This window comes from Acinetobacter sp. B-6 (genome assembly GCF_056930735.1).
Genome location: NZ_JBXPBY010000002.1, coordinates 330,471 through 342,364, shown reverse-complemented (window position 1 = coordinate 342,364; position 11,894 = coordinate 330,471). Strand labels below are relative to the sequence as shown.

General features: G+C 36.7%; 14 protein-coding genes. 9 read left to right on the top strand and 5 right to left on the bottom strand.

Translation table 11 applies throughout. The features are described from left to right. The first annotated feature begins 210 nt into the window (after positions 1-210). The gene (locus AC1Z3T_RS04310; protein WP_419319466.1) at positions 211-714 is read left to right on the top strand and encodes a DUF2004 domain-containing protein; all 504 of its coding nucleotides are present in this window, start codon (positions 211-213) and stop codon (positions 712-714) included. Between the two features lie 167 nt (positions 715-881). Next, positions 882-2,072, top strand: a complete 1,191-nt coding sequence (locus tag AC1Z3T_RS04305; protein ID WP_419319468.1) for a hypothetical protein — start codon at positions 882-884, stop codon at positions 2,070-2,072. 65 nt (positions 2,073-2,137) lie between these two features. Here AC1Z3T_RS04305 and AC1Z3T_RS04300 read toward each other — a convergent pair whose 3' ends face one another. From AC1Z3T_RS04300 to AC1Z3T_RS04280, 5 genes are all read right to left on the bottom strand, one after another. Continuing rightward, positions 2,138-3,244 (bottom strand): porin, encoded by a 1,107-nt coding sequence (locus AC1Z3T_RS04300; RefSeq protein ID WP_419319470.1) that lies wholly within the window; start codon positions 3,242-3,244, stop codon positions 2,138-2,140. Positions 3,245-3,463: 219 nt separating this feature from the next. Continuing rightward, positions 3,464-3,880, bottom strand: a complete 417-nt coding sequence (locus AC1Z3T_RS04295; protein WP_004830377.1) for an HIT family protein — start codon at positions 3,878-3,880, stop codon at positions 3,464-3,466. Positions 3,881-3,908: 28 nt separating this feature from the next. Then, positions 3,909-4,175 carry a YARHG domain-containing protein gene (locus tag AC1Z3T_RS04290; RefSeq protein ID WP_004830378.1) on the bottom strand — a complete coding sequence of 89 codons (267 nt, stop codon included), beginning with the start codon at positions 4,173-4,175 and terminating at the stop codon, positions 3,909-3,911. Positions 4,176-4,256: 81 nt separating this feature from the next. After that, the gene (locus AC1Z3T_RS04285; protein WP_483396471.1) at positions 4,257-5,129 is read right to left on the bottom strand and encodes an NAD(P)-dependent oxidoreductase; all 873 of its coding nucleotides are present in this window, start codon (positions 5,127-5,129) and stop codon (positions 4,257-4,259) included. A gap of 9 nt (positions 5,130-5,138) precedes the next feature. Further along, entirely contained in the window at positions 5,139-6,230 is a 1,092-nt protein-coding gene (locus AC1Z3T_RS04280; protein WP_004830381.1) for an alpha/beta fold hydrolase, read from the bottom strand. 141 nt (positions 6,231-6,371) lie between these two features. On the opposite strand from AC1Z3T_RS04280, the gene AC1Z3T_RS04275 reads away from it, so the two are divergent. From AC1Z3T_RS04275 to AC1Z3T_RS04245, 7 genes are all read left to right on the top strand, one after another. Further along, a complete protein-coding gene (locus AC1Z3T_RS04275) occupies positions 6,372-7,559 on the top strand; it encodes an O-succinylhomoserine sulfhydrylase (RefSeq protein ID WP_483396470.1) in 1,188 nt (395 codons plus the stop codon). Positions 7,560-7,670: 111 nt separating this feature from the next. Further along, entirely contained in the window at positions 7,671-8,000 is a 330-nt protein-coding gene (locus tag AC1Z3T_RS04270; RefSeq protein ID WP_004830383.1) for a YbaB/EbfC family nucleoid-associated protein, read from the top strand. 10 nt (positions 8,001-8,010) lie between these two features. Then, positions 8,011-8,607, top strand: coding sequence for a recombination mediator RecR (gene recR / locus AC1Z3T_RS04265; RefSeq protein WP_004830384.1), 597 nt, complete (start codon positions 8,011-8,013; stop codon positions 8,605-8,607). Positions 8,608-8,960: 353 nt separating this feature from the next. Further along, the gene (locus AC1Z3T_RS04260) at positions 8,961-10,103 is read left to right on the top strand and encodes a ribonuclease D (RefSeq protein WP_335990027.1); all 1,143 of its coding nucleotides are present in this window, start codon (positions 8,961-8,963) and stop codon (positions 10,101-10,103) included. 204 nt (positions 10,104-10,307) lie between these two features. Further along, positions 10,308-10,613, top strand: coding sequence for a YcgL domain-containing protein (locus AC1Z3T_RS04255; RefSeq protein WP_004830387.1), 306 nt, complete (start codon positions 10,308-10,310; stop codon positions 10,611-10,613). Beyond that, entirely contained in the window at positions 10,579-11,019 is a 441-nt protein-coding gene (locus AC1Z3T_RS04250) for a hypothetical protein (protein WP_042066816.1), read from the top strand. Before AC1Z3T_RS04255 ends, AC1Z3T_RS04250 begins: the two co-directional genes overlap by 35 nt. Positions 11,020-11,039: 20 nt before the next feature. After that, complete coding sequence (locus AC1Z3T_RS04245; protein ID WP_005032047.1) at positions 11,040-11,891, top strand: AAA family ATPase; 852 nt, start codon at positions 11,040-11,042, stop codon at positions 11,889-11,891. Positions 11,892-11,894: the final 3 nt, after the last annotated feature.

The following is an 11,894-nucleotide window of genomic DNA, read 5'->3' as shown; positions in this document are numbered from 1 at the left end:
CTGTTGAGGGTGTTTTTTTTTATGCGTAAAGAAAAGTGAAAAATAGAAAAGTGAAAAAGTCCCATAAAGAACAAATATAGGAAAATATGAAATAGAATAGCAAAAATATACCATTCATATATTTTAACCAATAGTAAATAGTGTCTAAAATAATTTAATCTGGTTAAGCCGAATACATCGTTTAAACACAAAAGCATGAGGACTATAAAAATGCCAGCATATAATTTGCCGTATTTTGGAACTATAAACTCAGAAAACTTAGAAGAATATTATGAAGTCGATGCTGAGATGAATGGAAAAGTGGTTCAAATCGATTTGAATTTTGAAGCGAATACTTTGAGTTTAGAAAATTTTGAACGAGTTAAATCATTTATAGAAAATATAGAAAAATTTGACCAAAACAACCACGCTTATATTCAACAAAATTTTGAAGGTGAGCATGACGGTACTGTCAAAGAATATGTGGATTTTCATCTTGATGAATTGGGTGATGATTTCTTAGCACACATCGGGATTTCCAACTCAATAGACAAGACACAACAGTTTTTAAACAAGTTATATTTAACAAGGATAGGGCTTTATCCAGATGGGAAATATGACACATCGTATTTTGCAGTGTTTGATTACACAGTTAATCGTGAATTATCTGATCAACTGATGGTGGTTAAAACAGATCATCAAGGTCATTTAGATCATTTGAGTTGGGAGAGCTGAAATACAGAGTTAAACCTAACATGTTCATAACTTTGCTAATATGAAACAAAGCTAAAGCTTTAAGCTTGATATATTTAGTATTGAGTTTATATACTTATTTGCACAATCATCAGTACTCAAGTTTTAGCTGAAAAATGAATAGTGCAGTTTAAAAATAATGGATGAACATGGATAGAGATACTCCCATTTATATTTCTTTAACAGGTACGGATAGCCATCAAATCAAAATTCCTGCTGGTCAAGGGAGTTTCTCGATTGGGCGAATAGGCATGGACAAGAAAAAGTTTGATGTTCTTGTCGGTGAAAATGCTGTAATCGATTGGGATGTCTTTAATACCTTTTATACACCACATGGTCAACAAAATGCGCATTTGCATCCTTATGGAGATTGGCCAAGATTTTTTTACTATTGGGGAAATGATACTAGTTTTGTGGAGTGGTCGAAGAAGAGAGTAATTGAAAATTTCTTTTGGCAACCCTCTCGCTCGTTGTGTCTTGATTTGAGTGATGCCCAAATTCGTAATCTTGCAATAAAAAGTAATGATGATCTGATCAAATTGACTTTGGATCAGAGCAATAATATTAGTTTATATTCACTTCATCTCTCTGGAAAAATTGAGCTTTTTGAAATTAAGGCCAAGCAAGAAATTCATCATATTCGAATAGAACCAAATACTGAGAAAGATCAATCTGTATTCGCGTACCATCTTCCAATTATTCCTGACTTGGCAAAAATTAGTTCACTCGATGTAATTGTTAAACCAATTGGTCAGGCTTTTGATTGTGAAAGCTTATTACAGTTTCCTAATTTGAAAAATTTGAACTTAACCGGGAATATAACCAATACAGCATGTTTAAAACAACTTCACCAACTTGAACGTATTGGAATACGCTATGCAGTAAATTTGGAAGGCTTTCCTGCTTTAAATACTTGGGAAAACTTAAGCTCTTTCATTGCATGGAATATTGATGAAAAAACTGGGAAAACATTAAATACCCAATTAAAGCATTTAGCTAAAGAAAAACAATTGGATTATTCTTCGGTGTCTAAACTGAGAAGTCCAATATGGTTTAGCACTGAATATGGAATTCCATTTGAAAACTGGGAAAACAAAAATGCAAAAATTGTGATCAAAGCATATAAATCTGCTTTAAAAAAAATCTCCAAAGCACAGAATGAGCAAGATGTGAAAGAATCAATTATTGAACTTATAGAGATGATTAATACATTACCCAATATTGAAACTGTTGAAAGGGAAGATACAGGAGTTGCTGTACAGCAACTTGTTGAAGCCTCAAAATTTGATATAGACCAAGAAATAGTAAATGTATGGTTCGATAAGGTTCGAGATTTTTAGAAAATGTGTTAGTAAAAAAAACGGCAAGTAAACTTGCCGTTTTTATGTAAACCTTCGATTCGATATTAGAAGTTGTATTCCATACCTAGACCAATAACTGTTTTTTTCTTCTCTGGTGTTGAAGTTGCAGTCCAATCACGCTTTTGTTGACCTACTACACCGTAGAAACGAGCTTGTTTGTTGATGTTGTAGTCTGCACCAATACCATATAAGTCTTGTTTACGGTCATCACGACCATCTAATTCAGTTGTTGCAGAAATATATTCAGCTTTCAATTTAATTGGCGTAGATGGAATTACATAAGCAGCAGTGATGCCATATGCATTTTCTTTTAAGCCTTTAAAAGATGTAACTGTTGTACCAGATGTTGTTGAAACTGTGTCATCTGTTGGTTTAGCAGTTTGCCATAAAGCACCAAGTACTAAACCATCGATACCTGCTGGTTTCAAGTCGATAGAACCTGTAACACGAATCGCATCAGAATAAATTGTGTTGCTACCTAATTCTGAGTTGTAAGCATTGTATTTAGATGCTACACCGAAGTTACCTGCAACTGCTGCTGCTAAACCGTAATCTTTGTTGTCATAAGTAAGTGATGTTGAAATACCATCACCAAAGCCATCGCGGCTGCCTTTTTGACCTTTTGCTGAGTTGTTTAATGCAGAAGATTCTTCACCTTGTTGGAACATGATATTAAAAGCTAAACCAGCCAATAATTTTTTATCAGTTTCAAAACCAATCACATTCTTTAAACGATCTTCACCGACCAAAATTGCAGTCATATCAAGTTCATTGTGATCGTTAAAAATATCTTGGTTGTTTCCTGCAGCATTTTTAAAGTATGAATCAAACTGACCCACTTTCAATGTTGCAATGCCGTCTGATTTAATCCCCACAAAGCGGTTACGGTTACTGAATGCATCACCGTCACCATCAGCACTGATTTGCCATTCTGCTAAATATACAGCAGATAATTTATCAGTTAATTTTTCTTCACCTTTTACACCAATACGAGAAGCATTCGAGTTTACTTTGGTTACGCTTTCGTCTTTAAAGCCATTATTATCGATTTGATCTAAAGTTACGTTGAACTTACCATACAATGTTGGCGCTGCTTGAGCTGCGCTTATGCTAAGGGTGGCGATTGCTGCAGCGAGTAGCACTTTATTCATTGAGATTTCTCCAAAACATGTTCAATGCGAGTTTGCTGTTACTTTTTTTTACTCAGTAAGTCTTGTTTTGAACATGACTTACTAACTTGCATGCAGTATCTGTAAACTTTGTTACATATAAGTGAAGAATAAATGACAATTTGATGACGTAAACTTTATATTGATGTAATTTTGATAAAAAAAAAGAGGCAATAAATGCCTCATTTACAAAGAAAAATTTTATATCAGTGCGGACTTAATTTTTTCAGCCAACACTTTAATTTTTTCTTGATCGCCCATTTGTACAGCATGACGACCTAATTCGTGTACAGAGCTTGGAATAAGATGAAAGTGTACGTGCGGCACAGTTTGTCCAGCTGATGCGCCAGAGAGTTGCATTAAAACAATCCCTTTTGCATCTAAAGCTTTTTCAATTGCCTGAGCAACTTTTTGTACAATTTTAATGGTATAGGCAGCAGCTTCTGGTTCTAAGTCCAATAATGTAATGGCTTTAGTTTTTGGAATAACTAAAGTGTGACCATCTGCCTGTGGCATGATGTCCATAAATGCAAGTACATGATCATCTTCATAAACTTTTAATGCTGGAAGTTCGCCACGTAAAATTCGAGCAAAAATATTCTGATCATCATAAGCCATATTTACTTCCTTAAATGTATGAATGTAATTATTTACAATTCAATTCTTTCTGACGTTCCTTGATAGAGTCAAGTTTTTGTTGCTCTTTTTCAGTAAATTTAGGCTTACTTGTATAACAATTGTCATTATTATATTTTGCCTTTGCCTCAGGATCTTTGAAACAGAAACCTTTTGATGCATAAATCACATTGTAATCATCCTGCAATTTTTTGCATTCTTGTGCATTATCTGCGAAAGCTTGTGTGCCCACAAAAATGGATAAAGCAGACAGTGTAGCAATAAAATATTTGTTCATGAGTTTGCCTCAAAATTGACATAATCGTGTGTCACTTGATTAGATTATAGGGGCTGGTTGTGATTATTCAATGACGAAAAATTAATCTAGTGTAATTTTGCTCCATGATTCATACATTTTTACCGCAGTTGAAAAGTCACTGTCTGGTGTTGCCAAGCTGTTTGCTGCTTGGATTAGGTTTTGTGTTAAGCCAAGAATTGGTGTGGAGAGTTTCGCCTCGCGAACTAAATCAATGGCAATTCCTGTATCTTTTGCCAATAAAGGTAGCCCAAAAGTCAGTGGAAAACTTCTATTGAGAATACGCTGGGGAAGGATTGATTCAGTAACACCACTTTTTCCGCTTGAAGCATTAATACAATCTAATGCCTCATGTAAATTTACGCCATGCGCTTTGAGTGTGGTGAAACCTTCTGCGGCGGCACATAAATGAACTGCCATCATCATATTATTAACAGCTTTAACCGCAAATCCAGCACCGGAATCGCCAACATGTTTGATTAGTTTTCCCATTGCTTGCATTGCAGGCAAAGCGCGTTGGAATGCATCATTCGATCCCCCCACCATGAAGGTGAGTGTGGCATTTTCAGCACCAATGGTTTGTCCGCTTACAGGTGCATCCAAGAATTCAATACCAAGTTGTTTAAGCTGTAATGCTTGTTGACGTGCGGCATCAGGCACACCGCTGGTGCAATCTACCCAGATCGCACCTGATTTAATTTTTAGTCCCTGAATTAAATCATCAACATCTTGACTGGTGGGTAAGCATGAAAAAATTATATCAGCCTGAACAGCCTGTTCTAAAGCTACCTCCTGAGTGCCGAACGCAGTTGCATGTTGTTTGGCTTTTTCAAAATTTCGATTCCATACATATACAGTATCAAAATGTTGAGGCAAATGTGCTGCCATACGATAGCCCATAGCACCTAAACCGATAAATGCAACTGTAGTATTCATAACTGTCTCTTAACTTTTAGTCGATCGTTGTTCTAACCATTTGGATAATGTCGGCCAAAATTCTTCTGCACTTTTTTGGCTAGACATCAGTCCTAAATGTCCTCCAGGGATTAGAGTAAACGTGACATCGCTACTATTTGTCAATTCGATTAAAGGCTTAACTGCATCGGCGGTGACCATTTGATCACTTTTTCCAGCACCCACCAACAAAGAACAATTGATGTTTTTAAGTTCTATTTTATGTCGGCTAAGTTGTATAACACCATTTTTTAGTGGATTTTGAAGCCATACATTAAACAACATATCTTGATTGACACCCCCAGGATAATCCACCATATGATTGAGAAAATTTCCAAGTGTAGCATGCTCATGTAAAAGTGCTCGATCATCTAAATTGAGTAATAATTGTTTGTGACCTTCATACCAGCCTTTGGGATCAAGAATTTTAAATCCAATCGCATTTAGTAAACCAGGAGTATGGATCAGTTTTCTCGGTAAGCCTCCTTTATAAAGTGTATCTTTAAGTTTTTGGTTTTTGATAATCAGACTATTGATTCTTTGATACAGTTTTCCAATTCCACCAGAAGCATAACTGTCGATAGGACTGGCGAGTACAATGAGATTTTTTACATGATTGGGCTGACGTAAAGCACTGTATAGTAATACAAAAATTCCGGCCATACTCCACCCATGCAGTGAAATTTGATCACTTTGTGAATGCTCTCGGATCTTGTCGATACATAAAGGCATCGATTCGTCGATAAAGTAAAGGAAGTTTAAGTCACGATCTTGATAGCTTAATTTTCCCCAATCCAATAAATAAACATCAAAGCCTTGTTCTGTAAAATGTTTGATTAATGAGCGATACGGGTATAGATCATAGATCGCCATATTAATCGACAACGGTGCGGTAAAAACCAAAGGTTCTTTAAACTTTTTTTCTGGCGCAGCATAGTAACGTACTTTGGTTTGATGATGCTCTGCAATGACTTCATAAGGTGTACTTTGAGATAAAACCAGTGACTTGCCATTGAAAATCCGTGTCGTCAAATTTTTTAACTTAGCTTTCCTTGCTTGGAACTTGGCTGATACTTGGGTCATAAGCGATGTTTGTCTCATTTTTATACAGATTTATGCGAAGTGTATGTGATAATTTGCGATTTTACCTTGACCTTAAATACATAGGACGCTCAAAATGTTGGCAATATTTTACAAAGGCAGTTTTAGGACTGAGCAGTTGAAATGAGCCAGCACGACGACATTGAATACCAACTTGACACCTTAGCGATTCGTACAGGACATACTCGCAGTTTTGAAGGGGAACATGGAGAACCGATTTTTCTGACTTCATCATTCGTTTATGAAAATGCAGCTGAAGCAGCAGCAAAATTCTCAGGTGCAGAGCCAGGCAATATTTATTCACGTTTTACCAATCCGACGGTTACGATGTTTGAAAAGCGTTTAGCTGCTCTTGAAGGTGGTGAACGTGCTGTGGCAACAAGTTCAGGTATGGCAGCGATTATGGCTGTAGCGATGTCTTTCTTGAAAGCTGGCGATCACGTGATCTGTTCACGTGCTGTTTTTGGTTCAACAGTCGCGTTGTTTGAAAAGTATGTTGCTAAATTTAATGTTGCCGTGACTTTTGTTGATTTGACTGATCTAAGCGCATGGCAAGCAGCTGTTTGCCCTGAAACAAAATTACTTTTTGTTGAATCTCCATCCAATCCATTGGCAGAAGTAGCTGATATTCAAGCCTTATCTGATTTGGCACATGCAAATGATGCTTTGTTGGCGATTGACAACAGTTTCTGTACGCCAATCTTGCAACGTCCTCTACAATTTGGTGCGGACTTAGTGATTTATTCAGCAACTAAATATTTAGATGGTCAAGGTCGCGCATTAGGTGGTGCTGTTGTTGGTAGTCACAAACTTCTAGAAGAAGTATTTGGTTATGTAAGAACGACAGGACCGTCGATGAGTCCTTTCAATGCTTGGGTGTTTTTAAAAGGTTTAGAGACGCTAAGACTGCGTATGAAGGCGCACTCTGAAAGTGCACAGATCATTGCTGAATGGTTGGTTAAACACCCGAAAGTGGAAAAAGTTTACTTTGCTGGATTGCCCGGGCATGTTGGTCATGAATTGGCGGCAAAACAGCAAACAGGCTTTGGTGGGATTGTTTCATTTGAGGTGAAAGGTGAGCGAGAAGGGGCTTGGAAAGTCATTGATCACACACAATTTATTTCAATTACTGGCAACTTGGGCGATGCCAAATCGACCATTACTCATCCTGCAACAACAACACATGGTAAGCTTTCGCCTGAAGCAAAAGCTGCAGCGGGCATTCGTGAAGGTTTAATTCGTCTGTCTGTTGGTTTGGAAGACGTCAATGATATTATTCGCGACCTTTCTCATGGATTAGATTTAATTTAAGATAGGCGTCATTGCTCAAATACAGTCTTGCACCCATTTGTGATTTTTGAAAAAAAAGCCAATGTGTGCAAGACAAAAATTTATTTAAAGACTTTTTGTTCGGAGTACCTTATGAACATTAATATGTTGATGCAACAAGCACAGCGCATGCAAAAAGACATGGAAAGTAATGTTAAGAAAGCAAAAGAAAAACTTGCTCAAACTGAAGTTCAAGCAGAAGCGGGTGGTGGTTTAGTCAAAGTGACGATGACTTGCCGTAATGTTGTTAAGCGTATCGAGATCAGCCCAGATTTATTACAAGATGATCCAGAAATGATCGAGGATTTGATTGCAGCTGCAATGAATGATGCTGCACGTCAAGCAGAGGCTATTTCAGAAGCAACCATGAAAGAAGCCAATTCAGGAATGGGTCTACCACCTGGTCTTTCAGGTTTGTTCTAAGGAATCTTAGGTGTTTAGCGACCGTTTTGATCAGCTTGTACAAGCGTTACGGATCTTACCAAGTGTTGGACCAAAGTCGGCTCAACGCATGGCATTACATCTGATTATGAAAAACAAAGAAGGCGCGATTGGTTTGGCGCATGCGTTAAATGAAGCGACTTCTTTTATTCATGAATGTAGTATTTGCCACTCTCTGACAGAAAATGAAGTTTGTGATATTTGTTGTTCGAATGATCGTGATGATCAACTGCTTTGTGTAGTCGAATCTCCAGCTGATGTTATGGCAATTGAACAAAGCGGAAGTTTTCGTGGAAAATATCATGTATTGGGTGGTCATTTATCGCCTTTAGATGGAATAGGTCCAGAAGAAATTGGTATACCTTACTTGGTACAGCGTTTGAGTGATGGCAATATTACTGAAGTGATTTTAGCAACCAATGCAACTGTAGAAGGGCAAGCGACAGCACATTATCTTGTTGAAGCAACCAAACATCTTTCACTACAGATGACAAGAATTGCTCAAGGTGTTCCACAAGGCGGTGAGCTGGAATATGTGGATAGCCATACATTGAGTCAAGCAGTACACAATCGTATGCGGATGAAATAATACTTTTTTGTCTTCATCAGATGTTGGGTTTGTTTATTTTCATTCACTTTATTTTGAATTCAAAGGTGTTTAAAAGATAAACAAACTCGATTTTATTTAAAATTATTTACATAACTTTGAGAAAAATTAGGTAAAATCCCTTAGATAGAACGGTCCGTCTATGATTCGTTATTTTTTCTAAAGGATCAATTCATTAAGTTCCAAAACCTATATATAAAATGGATATTTTAAAAATAATTTTATTGAAAAATAAGACATTTATCTCAAATTAGTTCAAAAATATTATATTTAAATTTTATATATTAAGGTAAAATCATATTTCATTTGAATGTAACATTTTGACTTAAACTGACATGTTCCAATTTATTAATCAACAGACTGAACTTGAATCTGTGTTGAATTTAATGCAACACACATCAACATACGGTCTAGACACTGAATTTATCAAGGTTGATACATTTTGGCCTAAACTCGGTGTATTTCAAATCAATGTCAATGGTCAAGTGTTTTTACTCGATGGTACCACGCTCAATTTAGATCAGTTCTGGCATCGACTTTTTCAAGCGCAGCAAAATATTTTTCATGCTTGTGGTGAGGATATTGATTTAATCTACCATTATGCCGATAAAAAGAATCTTGAGAATGTGTTTGATACGCAAGTGGCGTTATCTTTCCTAGGGCACGGCTTACAGGTCAGTTATCAAAATGCCTTAAAACTGATATTAGACATTGAGATTGATAAAGATCAGACCCGTTCAGATTGGTTAGCTCGTCCTTTGACCACCGAGCAGATGAATTATGCTGCAAATGATGTTTTATACATTATGAGATTGGCTGAAAAAGTTAAAGCTCAGTTGGAACAGAAGAACTTATATCAACAAGTATTGGAAGATTGTCAAAATCTAACCTTTGAAATTGCTTCAGAAACACCAAAAGAAAAGTTATATAGTGATATTGGTAACTATCGTCATTCGCGCAAACAATTGATGCAATTACAACAATTGTGTGTGTGGCGCGAAGAAATGGTCAAGGCACTGAATCAACCCCGCAGTTTTATTCTTAAAAATGCCACGATGATTGATTTAGTTGAAGTTAATCCGAAGAATAACTTTCAATTGTCTAATGTAAAGGGCATTCGACCTAATATTGTTCGTGAGCACGGTAAAACCATTTTAGACTTATTAAAATTTTTACCAGAGATGGATGAGTGGCCATTACGAATCGCACGACCAATTAAACACTCCTCGCAAGGTATCACAGTTGAAGTTGATGAGTTAATTTCACAAATTTCATCGGATATGCAAGTCCCTAAAGAAGTACTCATGCGTAAAAAGTGGTTGAATGCTTTGTATCATCATGTGGTGTTTCAAGGCAAAGAACAAGATTTACCACGCTATCTACTGGGTTGGCGTTATGAACAATTGACGCAACCACTGATTCAGTTATTACATGCCGATGTTCACTATTTAAGTATGCAAATGAAAGTGAATGAATAACTTGATGTCATGTTTTGATGGTCTGTTTGCTTAGCTTTTCAACAAGATCTGTGAATGCTGTGTCATGATATGTGATGCTTTATTTTTACTCAAAGATTTCACAAATGATCATAAATAACGACTGATACGTTAAATTTCGATAATGTATCTGTCGTTTTTTTCATGTATGCTGTCACATAAGTTTTATAGAAGCTGTTGTTTAAAATGCATTGTGATATTTATAAATCGAGCAAGAAAGATGAAATGTATCTTTATGTGGCTCGTCCTAATCATCCAGACCATGACGAAAGTGCAGATCCTTTAGATGTACTATCTGAACCTGTACGTATTGCTTTTGGTCGTGCAACGCATGTCATGCACCTTGAACTTAATGAATCAAGAAAATTAGCACGAGTAAATGTTTTACATGTGATTGATTCACTGACGACGAAAGGCTTCTTTATTCAAATGCCGCCAGAAGGTTTAATTAATCCTAATGCGGCAGAACCAGAGGGATTACGCGGTGCTTGATCAGTTATCAGGAATATGGACAAGTTTTTTAGATCTATTGGATTCGATCCCAGAAGATAATATTGCAATTTCTGTCTATATTCTTGGGACGCTCTTAATTTTATGGTGTTGGTATTCGATTTCAAAACGATTGCCATCACCACTTGGTGGGATCACATGGATTATTGTATTTGCAGTTCTTGCAACACCCACCATTTCTGAAGGACCGAACTCAGCAATTGCACCTGCAATATTTGGCTTGTTATTTGGTATTTTAACCAAAGATTCTGCATTGATTTGGTCAAACATTGCCTTGATTGCATTTGTGATGGGGCTGGGATTAATCATCGGATTTTTTTGGTCTAAATACAAAACCAATAAAAATACGCAAGCCAACGCTGTCGCTAAAAATATTTCACCACTTTAAATAAAAAATAAAGGTAATCTATGTCTGTTGATGCTCAACAATTCACTGGTACTGAACAGTATATCGCAACTGATAGTTTAAAATTAGCCGTAAAGGCTGCTCGCGCACTTCAAAAACCACTACTGGTTAAAGGTGAACCTGGGACAGGTAAAACTTTACTGGCAGAACAGGTTGCTGAAAGCTTAGGACTTAAACTGATTACATGGCACATTAAATCGACAACAAAAGCACAGCAAGGCTTATATGAGTACGACGCTGTGTCACGGTTACGTGACAGTCAGTTGGGTGATGACCGTGTCTATGACATCAAAAACTATATTAAGCCTGGAAAGTTGTGGGAAGCGTTTACTAGTGAATCACGTTGTGTATTATTAATTGATGAAATTGATAAAGCAGACATCGAATTTCCGAATGACTTGTTGCATGAATTAGACAAGATGTCTTTTTTTGTTTATGAAACAGGTGAAACGATCACTGCTACTCAGCGTCCTATCGTGATCATCACTTCAAATAATGAAAAAGAACTTCCTGATGCCTTTTTACGTCGTTGTTTCTTCCATTATATTGAATTCCCTGATGAAGCGACCATGCGTGAAATTATTGCAGTACATTTTCCCAATATTTCTGGAACTCTGGTTTCTGAAGCTTTGCAAGTCTTCTTTAAATTGCGCCAAGTTCCAGGCTTAAAAAAACCACCCTCAACGTCTGAATTGATTGATTGGTTGAGTTTACTCATGGCAGATGATATGCCAGAAGATATTTTGCGTAATCATGATAAAGCGAAAGCAATTCCACCCTTATACGGCGCATTGATTAAGAATGAGCAGGATGTTCAATTGCTTGAACGTTTAGCCTTTATGTCACGTCGTTAATGA

Bases quoted from the DNA above. Each gene is read 5' to 3' on its own strand.
- AC1Z3T_RS04310 (WP_419319466.1), top strand. From the start codon at position 211: ATGCCAGCATATAATTTGCCGTATTTTGGAACTATAAACTCAGAAAAC.
- AC1Z3T_RS04305 (WP_419319468.1), top strand. From the start codon at position 882: ATGGATAGAGATACTCCCATTTATATTTCTTTAACAGGTACGGATAGC.
- AC1Z3T_RS04300 (WP_419319470.1), bottom strand. From the start codon at position 3,244: ATGAATAAAGTGCTACTCGCTGCAGCAATCGCCACCCTTAGCATAAGC.
- AC1Z3T_RS04295 (WP_004830377.1), bottom strand. From the start codon at position 3,880: ATGGCTTATGATGATCAGAATATTTTTGCTCGAATTTTACGTGGCGAA.
- AC1Z3T_RS04290 (WP_004830378.1), bottom strand. From the start codon at position 4,175: ATGAACAAATATTTTATTGCTACACTGTCTGCTTTATCCATTTTTGTG.
- AC1Z3T_RS04285 (WP_483396471.1), bottom strand. From the start codon at position 5,129: ATGAATACTACAGTTGCATTTATCGGTTTAGGTGCTATGGGCTATCGT.
- AC1Z3T_RS04280 (WP_004830381.1), bottom strand. From the start codon at position 6,230: ATGACCCAAGTATCAGCCAAGTTCCAAGCAAGGAAAGCTAAGTTAAAA.
- AC1Z3T_RS04275 (WP_483396470.1), top strand. From the start codon at position 6,372: ATGAGCCAGCACGACGACATTGAATACCAACTTGACACCTTAGCGATT.
- AC1Z3T_RS04270 (WP_004830383.1), top strand. From the start codon at position 7,671: ATGAACATTAATATGTTGATGCAACAAGCACAGCGCATGCAAAAAGAC.
- AC1Z3T_RS04260 (WP_335990027.1), top strand. From the start codon at position 8,961: ATGTTCCAATTTATTAATCAACAGACTGAACTTGAATCTGTGTTGAAT.
- AC1Z3T_RS04255 (WP_004830387.1), top strand. From the start codon at position 10,308: ATGCATTGTGATATTTATAAATCGAGCAAGAAAGATGAAATGTATCTT.
- AC1Z3T_RS04250 (WP_042066816.1), top strand. From the start codon at position 10,579: ATGCGGCAGAACCAGAGGGATTACGCGGTGCTTGATCAGTTATCAGGA.
- AC1Z3T_RS04245 (WP_005032047.1), top strand. From the start codon at position 11,040: ATGTCTGTTGATGCTCAACAATTCACTGGTACTGAACAGTATATCGCA.